This window comes from Yoonia sp. F2084L, from assembly GCF_023015625.1.
GTDB lineage: Bacteria > Pseudomonadota > Alphaproteobacteria > Rhodobacterales > Rhodobacteraceae > Yoonia.
This window is the reverse complement of record NZ_JALKAH010000003.1, coordinates 235,595-253,192: the sequence shown is the minus strand read 5'-3', so window position 1 is coordinate 253,192 and position 17,598 is coordinate 235,595. Positions and strand designations below refer to the sequence as shown.

The following is a 17,598-nucleotide window of genomic DNA, read 5'->3' as shown; positions in this document are numbered from 1 at the left end:
ATCTACACGTATCAGGTGCAAGACAATCCCAAGTGTCATTTGCGGGCGCTGGTTAGGGGGAAAGTTGACGTAGGGCAAATCAAAGCCCCTATGCGCCCGGCGCAACCCGTCACAGGGTAAGTGACGGAACCCCGAAGTGATAGCCTTGCATGCAGTCCACGCCGAGGGTGTTAAGAAAGGCGGCTTCTTCCGCGGTTTCCACTCCATCGGCGACGGCGAACATTTCAAACTGATGCGCCACAGTGATCAGCGCCTCGGTCAGGACCTGATTATCGGGATCGCGGTCAATGCCGCGCACAAAGCTTTTGTCGATCTTCACCAGATCGAAGAAAAATGATTTCAAATGCCGGAATGCGGTGAAACCGGCCCCAAACCCATCAAGCGCAAAACCAACACCTTGGGGCTGCATCTCGCTCATGAAGCGAATGACGTTTTCATGCAGCATCATCGCAGAGGTTTCGCTGATTTCAAAGATAAGCCTGTCGCCCAGCAGATTGCGGTCCAGCAGACCCTTGTCCAATGTGCGCCGCCATTCCCCGTCTCCGATAGACCGCGCAGAGAGGTTCACGGATAGCCGCAGTTCAGGGTTTTTCCGCAACTGATGCAAGGCGAGTTCCAGCGTCAGGCAATCAATTTGCCGCCCCAATTCCGTCTCTTCGATCAATGGCATGAAATGCGCAGCGGGAATAATCCGTCCCCCTTCATCAGACAGCCGCACGAGCCCTTCGTGAAACGCGACCATATTGTCCCGGTCTGCCGTAACCACCGGATGAAACGCCAGTTGTGCCCGCCCTGCCGACAAGGCATCACGTACCAGTTTTGTGATATCCGCATCACGGCTGGCCATAGCATAGATCAAGGGATCAACGAGCGATTGCTCGTCAACTTCCGCACGGCTGAGCGTGGTGTTTTGCATCTTGGCGCTCCATACTGATCCCGCCAAGATGCCCCACGGCAGCTAACAGCAGGTTAAGGACAGGCAGATGAGTGAGCGATGCGGATGGGCCGGGCCTGAACAGATTTACATCGACTATCACGACACCGAATGGGGCGTACCAGAGTATGACAGCCGTACCCTTTGGGAAAAGCTAATCCTGGATGGATTTCAGGCCGGGTTGTCATGGATCACGATTCTCAAGAAACGCGAGAATTTCCGCGCGGCCTTTGAAGGATTTGACCCAAACGTGATTGCAGAATGGACCGATGTGGATGTTGAGCGCCTGCTGGGTGATGCAGGCATCATCCGCCACCGAGGCAAGATCGCAGCAACCATCGGCAATGCCCGCGCGTGGCAAGAAATTGAAGCCCGCGAAGGCTTTGACCGGTTTTTGTGGAACTACATTGACGGGGTGCCATTGCAAACGGTCCATGCCGACCGCGCATTGATCCCGACGCAGACGCCGCTGTCGGCACAGATTTCAAAGGACCTCAAGAAAGCGGGTTTCCGGTTCTGTGGGCCGACGATCGTCTATGCCTTCATGGAGGCGACGGGGTTGATCAACAACCACTTGACGACCTGCCCACGTCACGCACCCTGTGCTGACTTGGCCCGCGATCCGGGCGAGGTTTGGCCTACCACCGTTTAAGCGCGTCTTCGTCCGCATCTTTGGCTGCGACCCATGCGGCACCCTTGGAGGTCACTTCCTTCTTCCAAAAAGGCGCACGGGACTTCAGGTAATCCATCAGGAAATCTGCGGCCTCAAATGCGGCTGCGCGGTGCGCTGCGGCCGTTGCGACCATCATAATGGGCGTGCCGGGTTTCAGCGGACCGTAGCGGTGAATGACAAGCACATCCGCCAGATCCCACCGCGTCACAGCCTCATCTGCGATCTTGGTAATCGCACTTTCCGTCATGCCGGGGTAATGCTCGATCAGCATTTCCTGCAGGTCGCCTTGGGTATCCCGCACAACGCCGGTAAAACTAACGACCGCACCGACATCGTGGCGGTCTTGCGCAAAACCGTTCAGCTCTGCGCCGGCGTCAACGGGCTCTGCCTGTACGCGAACGGTCATCAGCCACCTGTCATTGGCGGGAAGAACGCCACTTCTGTAACGCCAGCAAGGGGCGCATCAAAATCCGATAGTTCCTGATCAAGAGCAACGCGCAGCGCACTGGTATCAGCGAAAGCGGCTGCATAGCGTTCTTCACGTGATTTCAGCTCAGCGATCAGGTCATTGACGGTGGCAGCATCGGTTTGCACCGTTTCTTGTGGCAGGCCGATCCGTTCGCGCACCCATGCGAAATAAACAACATTCATGCGTTCGTATCCTTCAGATATGGCCGCGATTTATTGAAGTAATCCCAGCCCGTCACAAGGGTGAGAAGGGCTGCGATCCACAGCATAATGATGCCACCCCACCAACTGACGACCATGCCCTGATATTTCCACCACAGACCCAACTCATCCGGGCCGGTGCCTGAAATCGCCTCTTCGACCATTTCGGAGGTCATGGCGAGTGACTGCATCCCAAAGTAATGCTCGAACGCGCCGGTCGCAAACAGCATGGAAATCGCGACCATCTGCGCGGTCGTCTTCCATTTGGCGAGGTTCGTGACTTTCAGGGTGCCCGCCGTGTCGCCCAAAAATTCTCGCAAGCCAGAGACAAAAACTTCGCGGAAAATGATGATCGTCGCTGGCAGCAAAATCCATGGGTTCATACCTGAAAAGCCCGTGATCACGACCAGTGCTATAATTACCATCGCCTTGTCTGCGATCGGGTCCAGCATCGCGCCGAGTTTGCTTTCCTGCTTCCATGCACGCGCCAGATAGCCATCCAGAAAATCGGTGAAGGCCGCAACAACGAAAAGAATCAGCGCAAACCAATCCGCCCAGGGCCGCGCAAAATACAAAAACATCACCACGACTCCGGGTGCTGCAGCAAGCCGCAGGATGGTCAGGGTATTTGGCAGGTTCAGCGTCATAGGGATAGTGGTAGCGCGGCTGAAGGGCGGATGCCAGTGGCCTTCGTCATCGCACCTTACGGTGGCCAAGTCGATAAGACGGGCTTTCGCCAAATGCTGATATGTTTTGCGCTGTGCCGGTCACTGGGTAACTTGTTCCAAACCGCCCAGCGCTACTGCAATTCCCTCCCGGCCACGGCGCATCCTCGCGCTGCCAGTGGCAACGCAATGCGGCCTGAACCAATAGCGAACGCGAGGATCAGGCCACCAGCGACCAAGTCCTACAAAACTCTGAGTATGCGTTGCAGCGCCTGAGGATCAGTGCCAACCAGGTCGTCATCTTAAGTGCCAGCCACGTCCGCATGAAAGTCGTTGTCCTGCGTCAAATCATCCGCGCAGGGCGGTGTTTCACGTTAGCCATTCTCGTGGAAGTAGTCATAGACCGTCTGCGCAAGCTTCGCAGACACCCCGTCCACTGCTTTCAGATCCGCAAGGTTCGCCCGCGCCACTGCTTTCGCAGAGCCAAAATGGGCCAGCAATGCCCGCTTTCGTGTCGACCCCACGCCGGGCACATCGTCCAAAGGCGTTGCCCCAATTGCCTTGGACCGTTTCGCGCGGTGTGTGCCGATGGCAAAGCGGTGCACCTCATCACGCATCCGTTGAATGAAATAGAGCACAGGGTCGTTGTGCCGTAGCGCCATGACCGGTTTGCCGGTACGGTGGAACTCCTCTTTCCCAGCGTCGCGGTCTTCGCCCTTGGCGACACCGACCATCGGAATGTCACTGACACCAAGGTCATCCATGATCTCGCGCACGGCACTTACCTGCCCTTGTCCGCCGTCGATCAGCAAGAGGTCGGGCCAGGTACCTTGCGTCCGTTCAGGGTCTTCTTTCAGCAGGCGTTGGAAGCGGCGGGTCAGCACCTCTTTCATCATGCCGAAGTCATCGCCGGGGGTCAGGCTGTCGTCTTTGATGTTGAACTTGCGGTATTGGTTTTTGTCGAACCCATCGGGCCCAGCCACCACCATCGCGCCGACGGCATGCGCGCCTTGGATGTGGGAGTTGTCGTAGACCTCGATCCGCTGGGGCACCTTTTCCATATCAAATGCCTCAGCCACGCCTTTCAACAGGCGGGCCTGCGTGGCAGTTTCAGACATCTTCCGCGCCAGGCTTTCGCGGGCATTGCGCAGAGCGTTTTGCACCAGCTCCGCCTTTTCGCCACGCTGGGGAACGATGATCTCGACTTTGCGCTCGGCTTTCTCGGCCAGCGCATCGGCCATTAGATCGTCGTTATCGAGGCCATGCGACAGGATCAGCATGCGGGGCGGTTCGCGGTTGGAATAGAACTGGCCGACGAAAGCCTCCATCACTTCCGACAAGTCTTCGTCGCCGCTGATGCGGGGGTAATAATCGTGATTGCCCCAGTTCTGGTTCGCGCGGATGAAAAAGACCTGCACGCAGGCTTGCCCGCCGTCGCGGTGCAGGGCGATCACATCAGCCTCGGCGGTGCTTTGCGGGTTGATGCCTTGGGCGGATTGCACTTGGGTCAGCGCCTTGATCCGGTCGCGCAGAGCGGCGGCACGCTCGAATTCCATTGCAGCGCTGGCGTCCTGCATCTGTTTGGCAAGCGCTTCCTGAATACCTTTGGTGCGACCTTGCAGGAATTTCTCGGCATCGCGCACCGATGCGTCGTAATCCGCTTCCGCAATCAATCCACAGCACGGACCAGAGCAGCGTTTGATCTGATATTGTAGGCAAGGACGGGTGCGGGTTTCGAAATCGCTGTCGGAACAATTGCGCAGCAAAAAGACCCGTTGCAGTTGATTAAGCGTCCGGTTGACGGCACCGGCACCGGCGAAGGGGCCATAGTAATTGCCCTGTTGTTTCTTCGCGCCCCGATGCTTCTTGATCATCGGAAAAGCGTGATCTTTGGCGACCAGAATGTTGGGAAAGGATTTGTCGTCGCGCAGCAGGACATTGTAGCGCGGTTTCAACTGCTTGATCAGATTTTGTTCAAGCAACAGCGCTTCGGTCTCCGTGCGCGTTGTCAGGAACATCATCGACGCGGTTTCGCGGATCATACGGGTGATGCGTGGTGAGTGTTGGCCGGGGCGGGAATAATTCGAAACACGCGCCTTTAGGTTGCGCGCCTTACCAACATAAAGAACGCGGCTATCAGCATCGAGCATGCGGTACACGCCCGGAGAGCTATCCAAGGTGCGCAAATACCCATGGATCACGTCGTATCCTGTCTTGGTTGCTTTGCTCGGTTGCTCGGTCATGAAAGTGTCTTTGTGATTCTCATTCGGCTGCAATGGTAACGTCCCGGGGACAAGAGAAAAGGCATCCACTGTTTCTGTGGATAACTCAGTGGGTTAATCCCGGCGAGGTCGATTTTTTCGTTGTATTTGGCTGGTTTCGTTAATTTGCCTAAAAAATAGGCAGTTTATTAAGTCACTGAAAAGTCTACGTATTATTATTACGATTTAGTTAACACCTTGAAAAGTAGGCTCTTTGTGACGGTTTCGTGACTGACTGTCAGGTGGCGTGTACAACTTTCCGTAAGGTCTACTCAACACCCAGTACGTCGGGCGTTTCCCATGCCAAGTGCTGACCCCCATCCACGGCGATCATTTGGCCTGTAACGGCCGGAGCATCAAGGAAATAACCCAGTGCTGCGGTGATGTCAGACGGGTTTGCCCCGCGTTCCAATACGGTCGCCGCGCGCTGCTTGTCAAAGTGATCTTTGCTTTGCCGATGCCCCTGCAATGTCGGCCCCGGCCCAATGCCATTTACACGCACGCGGGGGGCCAGCGCCTGTGCTGTCGTCCGTGTCATCGCCCAAAGACCCATCTTGGCGATGGTGTAGCTCATGAACTCGGGCGTGAGTTTGTGAATGCGCTGATCGAGCATGTTGATCACGAGGCCCTTTGCGACAGGCTCGCCTAATTCGTCTGTGTCAGGCTCCGGCACTTGTGCGGCAAAGTTTTGCGTCAGCACGAAAGGAGCCCGCAGATTGGACTCCATGTGCCGGTCCCAGCTATCTCGCGTGCCGGTTACGATGTTGTCGTATTCGAAAATCGAGGCGTTGTTGACCAGACAGGTCAGCGGCCCGCCCAGCGCGTCTGTAGCACGCCCAACCAAGGCTTGCGTTGCGTCCTCATCCAAAAGGTCCGCCTGCAATGGCACGCCCTGACGACCCAGCGCTGCGAGCTGGGCCACGGTATCCTGCGCGCCTGCTTCAGAGCCCGCGTAGTGCACGGCTACATCGTAGCCGCGTTGCCCCAGATAAAGCGCCATCGCCTGACCAAGCCGTGCACCTGCCCCGGTGACAAGCGCCCTCATTTGCGGGGTTTTTCGCATTGGCACGGACCCTTACCGATCCGGTAGCGCAGGCATTTGGGACATTTGGCTTGCGCCAAACGTGCCTGCCCCGGGAAACGCCATTTCCCGAACATGGCCAGCACCAGCATGAAGGCCAGAAAAAAAAAGATCGCTTTGAGGATCAAAGGCCGAACCTCGCAAAGGCTGCACGCTCTTCGATGCCCGCAACTGTGTCATCCACGATTTGTGCGCCGAAACGCGCCAGCAATGGTTTTTTTTGCCCGTAGCGGCGGAATTGTACCTTGTCGCCAAAGCGTTCTTTCATCACGGGGGCAAGGTGGCCAATGCCATCTGCCAGCCCTTCATCCACGCCCTTTTGGCCGATGTAGACTTCGCCGGTAAAGAGGTCCGGATTGTCGGACAGTTTCGTCCCGCGCCGCGATTTGACGTAGTCAATGAACGTCGCGTGCAGGTCTTCCAACCAACCTTTGAGCTTTTTGACGTCAGCAGGCTTTTCCGGCTTGAACGGGTCCATCATGGATTTTGATTTCCCGGCGGTATGGACGCGGCGCTCCACGCCGATTTTTTCAATCGCGGTGGGCAGGCCAAAGCCCGCGCTGATCACACCGATTGATCCGGTGATCGAGCAGCTGTCGATGAAGATTTCATCAGCCGCACAGGCCAACCAATAGCCGCCAGAGGCCGCTACATCTTCGACAAAAGCAAATACGGGGATTTTCTTTTCATCAGCCAAGCGCCGGATGCGCGAGGCGATCAGCGATGACTGTACCGGCGACCCACCGGGGCAGTTGATTTCAAGCGCGACAGCGGCAGGTTTGCCTTTACTGAACGCTTTTTCGATGACGGGGGCGAGGCCGGGATTGTCCAGGCCGCGACCAGAGTTGGCAATGGCACCTTGCAGCCGAATGACGGCGACGAAAGGGTCCGACTTCATGAAGGGAATATACTTTTTCATGATGATGTACTTAGACCTTCAAAGGCGGCGCACAAGGGTTACTGTCTGATCCGCCAGCCGGTACGGAAAATCCACCAGATGATCGCCATGCAAGCGCCCGTAAACAGTGCAATCGCAAAAAGCGAGATACCGATACCGACATCCGCCGCGCCAAAGAACGACCAGCGAAAACCGCTGATCAGATAGACCACCGGGTTAAAGAGCGTGATCGTTTGCCAGACGGGGGGCAGCATGGTGATCGAATAGAAAGAACCACCAAGAAAAACGAGCGGTGTGATGACCAGCAGCGGGATCAATTGCAGCTTTTCAAAGTTATCCGCCCAGATGCCGATGATGAAACCCAGCAGCGAAAAGCTGATGCAGGTAAGCACAAGGAAGGCCATCATCGCGAAGGGATGTGCGATCTGGATATCCACAAAGAAAAACGCCGTGATCAGGATGATGATGCCGATGAAAAGTGCTTTGGTTGCGGCGGCGCCAACATAGCCCATGACCACCTCAAGAAAGCTGATGGGCGCCGAAAGGAGTTCGTAGATCGTCCCGATGAATTTTGGAAAATAGATCCCGAAACTGGCGTTTGATGTGGCCTGTGTCATGACGGAAAGCATGATCAGCCCCGGCACAATGAATGCGCCATAACTGACGCCCTCGACCTCTTGAATGCGGCTACCGATGGCGGCACCAAAGACCACAAAATAAAGGGACGTCGATAGGACGGGTGAAACGAGGCTTTGCGTGATGGTCCGAAAGAACCGCCGCATTTCAAAGACATAGATGGTCCAAACAGCGTTCAGGTTCATGATGTTTCCTTTACAAGGCCGACAAAGATGTCCTCAAGACTGCTTTGTTGGGTCTGGATGTCTTTCATTTGCAGCCCGGCTTTTTGCAAGTCGTTCAACAGCGTGGTGATGCCGGTCCGTTCGCCTTTGGTGTCATAACTGTAGGTCAGCGACATGCCGTCACCAGCGCGTTCCAGATCATAGCCAGCGAGCATATCAGGGATCGTCGCGGTTGCTTCGGCCAGTTCGATCTTCAACTGCTTTTGGCCCATCTGGGCCATCAGGTCGGCCTTGTCCTGCACCAGCAGGATTTCACCCTTGTTGATGACCCCGACACGGTCGGCAATCGCCTCGGCCTCCTCAATATAATGGGTGGTTAGAATGATCGTCACGCCAGAGGCTTTCAGCCCGGCCACGACCTCCCACATATCCTTGCGCAACTCAACGTCGACGCCCGCGGTAGGTTCATCAAGGAACAGAACGCGCGGTTCGTGGCTCAGTGCTTTGGCGATCAGCACGCGCCGCTTCATGCCGCCTGAAAGCGTCATGATCTTGTTGTCCTTCTTGTCGTGCAGGGACAGTTGCTTCAGCACATCTTCGATATAGGCGTCATTGCGCGGCTTGCCGAACAACCCGCGCGAAAAGCTGACCGAATTCATCACGGTCTCAAACGGTTCAAGGTTGATCTCTTGGGGGACCAGCCCGATCAGGCTGCGTGCAGCGCGAAATTGGGTTTGCGTGTCAAAACCACCCACTGTGATACTGCCAGAGGTAGGCACAGTGATCCCGCAAATGGTTGAGATCAGCGTTGTTTTTCCTGCGCCATTCGGGCCAAGAAGCGCGAGGATTTCGCCATCCTCAATATCAAGGCTCACTGATTTCAGGGCCTCAAAGCCTCCCGCGTAGGACTTACGCAGGTTCTTCACAGAAACGATCGCGGACATGGGAAAGACCTTTGGTTTGGTTGGACCAAGGTAATGCGTGATGTGAGTGAGGGAAAGGCAGTATTGATGCAGGATGTGATGTGCGCATATGCAACGGTGGTTTCCCGCACAGACATCCGGTGACGCAAGCGTTGGCAACTGGCGCATCGCAGTCTAGCGTTGATGCCAATCATTCTGAAAACCGGCGGCCCCATCCCTATTCCAAGCGGATATCACGAGACAGTTGTCACGCCCAAGGCCTCGCGCGCGGTAGAGGCCTATTGGTCGTTTACAGCGCGCACTGCCGGGCGCAGCGTCGTTCTGCCTGATGGGCGCTGCGATATCATGCTGCGCGATAACATCCACCGGCGGGGCGCTCCGGTAGCGATTGTCACAGGCCCCGCGACACGCGCCTACACTGTAACCTATGACATAGGGGATCGTTGGCAGGGCGTGCGCCTGCGCCCGGCCAATGGCGTGGCATTGTGGAAAGATCAGATCACACAGGCATCCGACCGGGTTCTACGGAGTCAGGATGCCCATGCGCTCGTCCCGGCGCTTGCCGCGTTAGGATGCAATGACATTACGCCGGATGATCTCGCAGGGGCATTGCCGCAGTTGCAGTGGCAAGGTGCGGCGCAAATTGATCTTGCCATTGATACGCTTCATGCGTCTGGCGGGCGCATCCGCATTGCTGCACTCGCCCGGTTCATCGGCTGTACGCCGCGTCATCTGAACCGGATGTTCCGGTCTACCATAGGGCTAACGCCCAAGACCTATGCCCAGCTTGTCCAGTTCCACCGGGCGCTACGGCTGATCAAGAACCCAAGGCAATCCATTACCGGTTCTGCATTTGAGGGGGGTTACGCAGATCATGCCCACCTGACGCGTGCATTCCGGCGCTACGGCGGTTTTGCCCCCTCATGCGTCCCGCACGATCTGACGTTGCCAACGCTCTTTGCCTGAAACAGGTCCGATTTATTCAAGACCCGGTTGGTCATCCTCGGTATTGTCGCAGTATGAAACTTGGATACACAATCATTTATGTCGCCGACGTGCCCAAGACGGTCACGTTTTATGAAACTGCTTTTGGTCTGCAACGCCGCTTTGTGCATGAAAGCAATCTTTATGCCGAGATGGAGACAGGGGCCACAGCACTGGCCTTTGCCGGGACCGAGACCGCAGAGATGAATGGGATCGCGATCCTACCCAATGATCCTGCTGCGGTGGCGGCGGGCTGGGAGGTTTGTTTTGTCACCGATGATGTGACGGTCGCTTATGACCGCGCGGTATCGGCAGGCTGTTCACCCGTCACGGCACCCGAGCAAAAGCCTTGGGGGCAGACGGTATCATACGTGCGTGATTTGAACGGCTGCCTTGTCGAGATCGCCTCGCCTATCGCGCAGCCGGGGGAATAGACGCGCATCGCGGCGTCATCCCATCAACCGCGCCACATCCAGCATTCGGCACGAAAACCCCCATTCGTTGTCATACCAACCAAAGATCCGCACCAGACCGCCTTGGGTCACCCGCGTTTCTGGCAGTGACACGATCAGGCTTTCTGGCCGCGCGCGCAGATCGGTGGATACCAGCGGTTTATCGGTCCAGCCGATGATGCCGCTTTGGGCACTGAGGACAGCATGAACATTTTCCAAAGTCGCACTCTTCTCAAGCGTCACCGTCAGGTCCACCGCTGAAACCGAGGCAACCGGCACGCGCACTGCTGCCGCCTCAATCCGGCCTGCGATATCGGGCAGAACCTGATTGAGGAGTTGTTGCGCCGAGGTCGTCGTTGGCACCATCGACAAGGCGGCGGCCCGGCTGCGCATCATATCCCCGCGTGGCGCGTCAATGCTGGGTTGGCTTCCGGTGTAGCAGTGGATCGTTGTCATCCAACCGGTTCGCAAGCCCCAAGTGTCGTCGATCAACCGGACCAAGGGTGCCAGCGCGTTGGTCGTGCAAGACGCGTTCGAGACGATCAGCTGGTCTTTGAGTTCCGCCTCATTTGCGCCAAGTACCATGGTCAGGTCCGCCGCCGCAGAAGGGCCCGATATCAGAACACGCCCAGCGCCCGCGCGCAGGCCACGTTCCGCAACATCGCGGGCGTTGGCCTTCCCCGTACACTCCAACAGCAGATCAACATTGGATAAATCCAGGTTTGAGACATCATCCGTGCGCGACAGCGGGATGCGCTTGCCGTCAATGACCAAAGCGTCACCGTCCAAAGCGGCCTGCCCAGGATAAGGACCAAACACGCTGTCGTAGGTGAACAAATGGGCGCATAGATCGGATGCCGCGATGTCATTGATGCCGATGATCTCAATCTCGGGCCAAGCCCCAGACGCATGCGCGCGCAGCATGGTGCGCCCAATCCGACCAAAGCCGTTGATAAAAACCCGTGTCATCCACCGTCCCCTACTTGTGCAGAGATGCTGCACAATTGGACGCAAGGTCACAAGCGACGTTTGATTGCTGACCAGCCCATTTCGATTTACGACTTCTTAAGAGAATCGGCGCAGCATTTTTGCTTCACTTGGGAAGAATCAGTCATCGTGACGGACAAAACCGATGCGTCACCGGTGAAAATCTGTGCAAATGGCTGCCAATCAAAGAAGTTGAGGCGTTTGTTAGCGCACGGGGCATGTTACAAACATAAGCTGAACACAAAACAGTATGTTTTCAGTTAAAATGAAGCTTTATCGGCGATTTTTCGCCGGTTACTGTTTCGCGATAAGCCCCCAATGCGCGACATATACGTTGATTAAGAACCACTAAACAACAAGTTAGCGTCACTTTTTGGCCTAATTTGAATGAGAGCAAAGAGAAGACGACCGGCAGGGATTCTGTTGTGTTATTGATGTTTGAAAGCTGGGTAGAACGATGGCGAAGCCGCAAGAGAAAGAGAACACTGACGATAAGGACAGCTTTGTTGATGAGCTGAAGCCGGGCACTAAACTGATGCACGGTCAGTACACTATCGAAAGCTTTCTGAACGCGGGCGGTTTCGGCATCACGTATCTTGCGAAGGACAGCCTCGATCGGAAGATCGTTATCAAAGAGTGTTTCCCCGGCGCATTCTGCCGTCGCAGCCGCTACGTGGTTCAGGCCCGTTCGCGCGCACACCAGAATGAGCTAAAATCGATTGTGCGTCTGTTCGTGCAAGAGGCCCGCAGCCTTGCCAAGCTTGATCACCCCAACATCGTGGGTGTGCACCAAGTTTTTGAAGACAATGACACCGCTTACATGGCGCTCGACTTTGTCGAGGGTCGTGATCTGTTGGACACGATTGAAGACCCGAACCACGGTCTGACACCAACGCAGATCAAATCAATCCTGAAAGAGGTTCTGGGTGCTGTTGGGTTTATCCACGACCAAGGTATTCTGCACCGTGATATCTCGCCGGATAACATTCTGATCAATAAGGAATTCCGCCCCGTCCTGATCGACTTTGGCGCCGCCCGTGAAGAGGCCACGAAGCAAAGCCGTGTGCTGTCTGCGCTGCGCGTTGTAAAGGACGGCTATTCCCCGCAGGAATTCTACATTGCCGGTTCCGAGCAAAGCCCAAGCAGTGATCTTTATGCGCTGGCTGCATCTTTCTATCACCTGATCGAAGGTGACGTGCCACCAAACTCACAAGCACGTTTGGCCGCCATCGCGTCTGGTGACCCTGATCCTTATGTTCCGCTGTCCGGCCGTTTCGCAGACTATGACGCTGACTTCCTTGGCGCGATGGACAAAGCACTTGCCGTTCTTCCGAAAGATCGCGTTCAGTCCGCAAAGGACTGGATCGAGATGATGGACGGAGAGCTGGGCAATGTGACCCCGCTCAACGTAACAGGCGGTGCCGCCGCAGAGACCGCTGCTGCTCCAAAAGCCGCTACAAAGTCGAAGATGCCGTTGCTTTTGGGCTCTGCTGCCGCTGTCGCCCTGTTGGTCGGTGTTGGCGTCGTCACAATGACAGGCGGCGACGATGCCACTGTCACTGCACCAACCGCACAAGCGGAAGAACCCGTTGTCGCGCAGGCACCCGCCCCAACACCGGTAGAGCCTATCGCAGCGCCAGAGCCTGCCGAAGAGGTTGCCGCTGTTGTGGAACCTGTCGCACCGGTTGTTGAGCCTGTCGTCGAAGCGCCTGCACCGACTGTTGCCGAAGAACTGGCAGCGGAAATTGCGGCAGCAGCTGAGCCTTCGATCCAAGAGGCCGTTCAGCCCTCTGTTGTTGTAGAAGGCCCGGCTGCCGATGACACACCAACACCAGCTGTGCGCCCTGCGGTCCGCCCTGAAAGCGTTGAAATCGCAGCACTGCCCGAGCCCACGCCTCTGCCAGAGCCTGTCGCGACACCGCGTCCGGTGACAGAAGAACCTGTGATTGGCACTGTACTGCCAAACCAGCCTGCAACCCCACCTGCAGCAGATACTGAGACTGCAGATGTCACATTGCCCGACACACCAGCAACCATAGCTGAAATCGGCGCCGGTCCTGTGGTTGATATTGCAGCTGTCACGCCCGGCAATGAACTTGTGCCTGACCGTTCTGAGGGCATCATCTCGAACTGGTCGGTGCAACTGCCGTTTACACCGGCAGGCGCGCAATCAAACATCATCGCAGAAGCTGGTCCAATTTCGCCAGTTTGGGTCCAGCCCGGTCTGGTGATTACCGGTATCAACGGCGAACCGATTTCGGCGATTGCAGATGTCTCGGACGTTCTGCGCGCACAAACATCTGAGGCAGAATTGTCGCCCACCGTCGCGGTGACATTCGAAACCCTCAACCCGGCATCGGGTGAAGTCGTCGACCGTCAGTGGGTTTTGCCCGTTGTGCAGGAAGTCGTCTTGCTGAATGGTGCCGCGTTTCGGACTGTCTTTGCTGGCACAGACTGGGTTACGACGGTGACCGCACTACCTGAGGGCCAAGAGGGTGCCTTGCAAATCGGTGATGTGATCCGTTCATACATCCCGACATCAGAAATTATAAACGATCGCGACACATTGTTGGGCATCTTTAACCGCGAGCTTCAAAACGGAACCGATCAGTTCCAGTTTGCAGTGCAGCGTGACGGAAGTCTTTGGGTCGCATCGCTCGCCTACTCAGGCGATGTGGAGTAAACCATTACGGCGAGGCCTGGGGCTCTGCCGTGTGTAAATTGGAAGGTAGCTAAGATGAAATTCATTCGTGATCTCCTTGGTAAGAAGCGTAAGCAAGAGCCGAACCGCAGGGCGCAGGGTATTGAATCGCTTGAGCAATCATACCGTGAAACCATTGGTTCAATCGTTGACGAAACCGATGGGCTGAAAACACCCGGTGGGCCATCCGTCAGTGACGTTCTGACAGCTGTACCGGAAAAGGTGACCTCTGAAGTACGCGTCGTCGAGCTTGAGAAATCATCCGCTCCCGCTGCTGATCCTGCACCCGCATCTGCCCCGGCCATGAACATCTGGGACATGGAAGATGACGGTACTGCGAAAGCCGAAACGCCCGCCGCTCCTGCTGCCGCTTCTGCTGCTGCGGCGCGCTCTCCTGCACGGTCCCGCCGGACAAAAACCCGTTTGATCGGTTTTGAAAAATCCGATGGTGACGTTGTGGACATCTTTAGCGATGCCCCAGCCGCTGTACCCGCTAAGAACGTGAAGTTCCCTGTTGGCTGGATCGTCGTCGCTGAAGGCCCTGGCCGTGGCGAAAGCTTCTCCTTGCTGGCTGGCATGTCGCAGATCGGCCGCGGCGAAGATCAGGCTATCCAGCTTGATTTTGGCGACAACTCAATTTCACGGACCAATCACGCCGCAATCGTCTTTGACGCAGACACCAAAGAGTTCTTGCTGGGTCATGGCGGAAAATCAAATATCGTGCGCTTGAATGACAAGCCTTTGATCAGCAACGAACAGCTGAAAACAGGTGACCTTATTCGTATCGGTGAAACAGTTCTGCGTTTTGTTGCCCTATGCAACCAAACCTTCAGCTGGACCGATGGCGCCACCGAGGAGGACGAAGATGTGGCGATCGCCTGAACCGCGTTTTGACGTCGCATCAGCGATTTGTCAGGGCGGACGAGACTATCAAGAAGACGCTATCGTCACTGACTTCCCTTTTGGGGCGGACAGTGGTGTGGTCGTGCTTGCTGACGGCATGGGTGGCCATGCTGCCGGTGATGTGGCCAGTAAGATTGTCGTCACCGAAGTCTTTAGCGAACTGAAATTCGAAAGCGCCAACTTCGCCGATTTCGAACAAGAGATTCCTCGTTTCCTTACGGAATCCGCGTCCAACGCCAATAGCTATGTGCGGGACCACGTCAAAACACATCCCGAAACACGTGGGATGGGTGCAACATTGGTATCGGTCGTCCTGATCGAGAACCGGATGTATTGGATGTCCATCGGTGACAGCCCGCTTTACCACTATCGCGCTGGCAAGATGCAGCAGTTGAACGAGGACCACTCGATGGCCCCTCAGATCGACTTTATGGTCAAACAGGGTCTGCTGGACGAAGAGGCTGGCAAAAATCACCCTGACCGGAACTGCCTGACATCTGTGATCCTTGGTGATCGTGTGGCCAAGTCCGATTGTCCAAAGACCCCATTCGAGCTGCAGGTCGGCGATATCGTCGTCGTGTCCAGCGATGGTCTGCAATATCTTGAAGATCCCAAGATCCAAAAGATCCTGCACCGCTATCGCCGCAAAAAGGCGGCAGAGATTGCGGGTTACCTGTTGGAAGCGATTGAAACGTTGGCCGATCCCGATCAGGACAACTGTACCTTCTCTGTGATCAAGCTGAACCACAACAAGCCTGTGATCCGCGCGATCCGTGCCAAGCCTGTTGGTCATTTCGACACACCAACCAAGACCGTGACCCGTGTTGTCGAGCTTGATGACACCGACAAGGTCGCAGCAAAGGTTGAACCCAAGACAGCGGAACCAAAACCTGACACGGCAATAAAGACTGAGCCGACTGTCATCAAAGAGGTGAAACCGCTGAAGAAGGTGGAAATTTCCGACGACACAAACACTTCAGAGGAGGTTGATGCGGCTGCGCCGCCGGCTAAGATTGCCGCCGGAGGTAAGTAATGTCGAATCAATCGCTGGGGAACCGGGTTCAGTCCGAGCTTAAGCAGGCCGTCGATAGCGGCCTGCTTCCGCGTTCTGTGCAAGAGAAAGCAGCAAAGCTGCTGGAGCGCCTGCAACAGCCTGTGCGCATTGCCGTGATGGGGTTGCCCCGATCCGGCAAATCATCCTTGCTGAACCTGCTGGTGGGGAGTGACGTCATCCCCGATGGTGTCCGCCTACCCACGCTGCAGTTGACCTATGGTGACACCCCCCAAAGCATATGTACCCTGCCCGATGGCTCTAAACAAACGCTGGACAGCGTAGACACTGCCGCGATTTCCGCCTTGTCCCCTGTCTTCGTCGAAATGCAGATGCCCTTGCCTGCACTCGCCAAGATTTCGGTGCTTGAGGTCGTTGCCCCCGATGACCCCGCTGCGATGCATCGTGCAACCCAATGGGCGACCAAACGATGTGACGTCGGCCTTTGGTGCACCCGTGGATATGTTGAAGCCGAGCAGGACATTTGGGCCGCTGTACCTGAAAACGTCAAAGATCACTCATTCTGCATGATGACCCGCGCGGATATCCTGAAGGCGGAAGGCCTGTTGGAAACCGCTTTTGGGGCCGTCCGCAATTTTGCCAAGCCTGAGTTCAATCAGGTCCTGGCGATCGGTACGCTTCAAGCTATTGCTGCGCGCCGCGCCGATGGAAGCGTCGACAAGGACATGATGCGCGATAGCGGCGGGTCGGCGCTGATTTCTGCAGTGCTCAAGCAGGTGGATCAAGGCAAGCAATCTGCTGTTGATATGGCAGACGTGCTCTTGCATCAGCATGCAGATTTGCTGGCCGATGCCCCCAAGGCAGCACCAGCTGAACCTGCGCCCGAGCCGGTTGCACAGGCCGAAGCCCCACCCGCCGTAGAACCTGAGCCAGAAGCAGAGATTGCAGCGGCACCTGAGCCGGTGACTGCACCTGAGCCTGAGCCTGAGCCTGAGCCTGAGGTCGTACCCGAAGCACCCGTGGAACAAAAACCCCCGGCACCCGCCGCACCGCCACCTGCATCGCGTCAGGACGCCATGTCACGGCTGCGCGAGATGGCAGCCAAGAAGAAAGCGCTTGCCCAAGCGCAAGCCACACCTGAGGCTGAACAATCGCCAGAGCCTGAGGACGCCCCTAAAGAGGCCGCTCCTGCTGTTGTAGCACCTGCTGCGAACCCGCCTCTTCGGCCAGCCACCAGAGAAGCCTATCAACACGTCATCAACGCGATTGAAGACCAAGGGCACGGTCTGTCAGCGATTTTCGATGAAAAGGGTGATGATGCCCCCGCTGAAGTCATGGCAATGACCGTTGAGCGCATTCAGTGGCTTTGCGACTACCTGCAAGAAAACGGCGATGATGAAGATGTGTCACTGCAACGCGCCAGAGACACCGCTTTTGATGCGGCGGACCTGGTGCAATTGATGCAAATGGAAAAACAAGACAGTGCAGCCCTTGAAGCTGTCAGCCTGATGCTCCAGATTAAGCGGGAACTGCAAGCTGATCTCGCGGCGTAAGATGCTGTGACACTTGTAAAAGTTGTAATTGCTCCGCCACAGTTTTGCCCTTCTGGTCTGTTTCCGTTATGGCAATAAAAACTGTGGTAACCTCCCCATTTG

The 17,598-nt window shown here is 56.3% G+C and carries 17 protein-coding genes; 7 read left to right on the top strand and 10 right to left on the bottom strand.

What is annotated here, in order from left to right:
* Positions 1-109 precede the first annotated feature (109 nt).
* Positions 110-916, bottom strand: coding sequence for an EAL domain-containing protein (locus MWU60_RS09900; protein WP_247227103.1), 807 nt, complete (start codon positions 914-916; stop codon positions 110-112).
* Between the two features lie 67 nt (positions 917-983).
* Between MWU60_RS09900 and MWU60_RS09895 the strand changes: the two genes are divergently transcribed.
* Positions 984-1,586 (top strand): DNA-3-methyladenine glycosylase I, encoded by a 603-nt coding sequence (locus MWU60_RS09895; protein WP_247227102.1) that lies wholly within the window; start codon positions 984-986, stop codon positions 1,584-1,586.
* Here MWU60_RS09895 and MWU60_RS09890 read toward each other — a convergent pair.
* From MWU60_RS09890 to MWU60_RS09855, 8 genes are all read right to left on the bottom strand, one after another.
* Positions 1,573-2,013: a molybdenum cofactor biosynthesis protein MoaE gene (locus tag MWU60_RS09890; RefSeq protein WP_247227101.1), complete on the bottom strand. Its 441-nt coding sequence runs from the start codon at positions 2,011-2,013 to the stop codon at positions 1,573-1,575. The two genes, MWU60_RS09895 and MWU60_RS09890, sit on opposite strands and share 14 nt — an antisense overlap.
* A complete protein-coding gene (gene moaD / locus MWU60_RS09885; RefSeq protein WP_247227099.1) occupies positions 2,013-2,258 on the bottom strand; it encodes a molybdopterin converting factor subunit 1 in 246 nt (81 codons plus the stop codon). Before moaD ends, MWU60_RS09890 begins: the two co-directional genes overlap by 1 nt.
* Entirely contained in the window at positions 2,255-2,923 is a 669-nt protein-coding gene (gene pgsA, locus MWU60_RS09880) for a CDP-diacylglycerol--glycerol-3-phosphate 3-phosphatidyltransferase (protein WP_247227098.1), read from the bottom strand. Before pgsA ends, moaD begins: the two co-directional genes overlap by 4 nt.
* Positions 2,924-3,315: 392 nt before the next feature.
* Complete coding sequence (gene uvrC, locus MWU60_RS09875; protein WP_247227097.1) at positions 3,316-5,184, bottom strand: excinuclease ABC subunit UvrC; 1,869 nt, start codon at positions 5,182-5,184, stop codon at positions 3,316-3,318.
* A gap of 286 nt (positions 5,185-5,470) precedes the next feature.
* Positions 5,471-6,247 carry an SDR family oxidoreductase gene (locus tag MWU60_RS09870; RefSeq protein WP_247227489.1) on the bottom strand — a complete coding sequence of 259 codons (777 nt, stop codon included), beginning with the start codon at positions 6,245-6,247 and terminating at the stop codon, positions 5,471-5,473.
* A 160-nt stretch (positions 6,248-6,407) separates the two neighbouring features.
* Positions 6,408-7,202 carry a S49 family peptidase gene (locus MWU60_RS09865; RefSeq protein ID WP_247227095.1) on the bottom strand — a complete coding sequence of 265 codons (795 nt, stop codon included), beginning with the start codon at positions 7,200-7,202 and terminating at the stop codon, positions 6,408-6,410.
* Positions 7,203-7,240: 38 nt separating this feature from the next.
* A complete protein-coding gene (locus MWU60_RS09860) occupies positions 7,241-8,002 on the bottom strand; it encodes an ABC transporter permease (RefSeq protein ID WP_247227094.1) in 762 nt (253 codons plus the stop codon).
* Positions 7,999-8,925: an ABC transporter ATP-binding protein gene (locus MWU60_RS09855; protein WP_247227093.1), complete on the bottom strand. Its 927-nt coding sequence runs from the start codon at positions 8,923-8,925 to the stop codon at positions 7,999-8,001. Before MWU60_RS09855 ends, MWU60_RS09860 begins: the two co-directional genes overlap by 4 nt.
* Before the next feature lie 162 nt (positions 8,926-9,087).
* On the opposite strand from MWU60_RS09855, the gene MWU60_RS09850 reads away from it, so the two are divergent.
* Positions 9,088-9,870 carry a helix-turn-helix transcriptional regulator gene (locus MWU60_RS09850; protein WP_247227092.1) on the top strand — a complete coding sequence of 261 codons (783 nt, stop codon included), beginning with the start codon at positions 9,088-9,090 and terminating at the stop codon, positions 9,868-9,870.
* A gap of 53 nt (positions 9,871-9,923) precedes the next feature.
* Entirely contained in the window at positions 9,924-10,322 is a 399-nt protein-coding gene (locus tag MWU60_RS09845) for a VOC family protein (RefSeq protein WP_247227091.1), read from the top strand.
* 15 nt (positions 10,323-10,337) lie between these two features.
* Here MWU60_RS09845 and MWU60_RS09840 read toward each other — a convergent pair whose 3' ends face one another.
* Positions 10,338-11,309, bottom strand: coding sequence for a glyceraldehyde 3-phosphate dehydrogenase NAD-binding domain-containing protein (locus tag MWU60_RS09840; protein WP_247227090.1), 972 nt, complete (start codon positions 11,307-11,309; stop codon positions 10,338-10,340).
* 475 nt (positions 11,310-11,784) lie between these two features.
* Here MWU60_RS09840 and MWU60_RS09835 point away from each other — a divergent pair, with 475 nt between their 5' ends.
* The 4 genes from MWU60_RS09835 to MWU60_RS09820 are packed head-to-tail and all read left to right on the top strand — an operon-like array spanning position 11,785 to position 17,496.
* The gene (locus tag MWU60_RS09835) at positions 11,785-14,010 is read left to right on the top strand and encodes a protein kinase (RefSeq protein ID WP_247227089.1); all 2,226 of its coding nucleotides are present in this window, start codon (positions 11,785-11,787) and stop codon (positions 14,008-14,010) included.
* 54 nt (positions 14,011-14,064) lie between these two features.
* The gene (locus MWU60_RS09830; RefSeq protein ID WP_247227088.1) at positions 14,065-14,910 is read left to right on the top strand and encodes an FHA domain-containing protein; all 846 of its coding nucleotides are present in this window, start codon (positions 14,065-14,067) and stop codon (positions 14,908-14,910) included.
* On the top strand, positions 14,894-15,964 hold the full coding sequence (locus MWU60_RS09825; protein WP_247227087.1) for a protein phosphatase 2C domain-containing protein: 1,071 nt from the start codon (positions 14,894-14,896) through the stop codon (positions 15,962-15,964). Before MWU60_RS09830 ends, MWU60_RS09825 begins: the two co-directional genes overlap by 17 nt.
* A complete protein-coding gene (locus MWU60_RS09820) occupies positions 15,964-17,496 on the top strand; it encodes a hypothetical protein (protein WP_247227086.1) in 1,533 nt (510 codons plus the stop codon). Before MWU60_RS09825 ends, MWU60_RS09820 begins: the two co-directional genes overlap by 1 nt.
* The last annotated feature ends 102 nt before the right edge of the window (positions 17,497-17,598 follow it).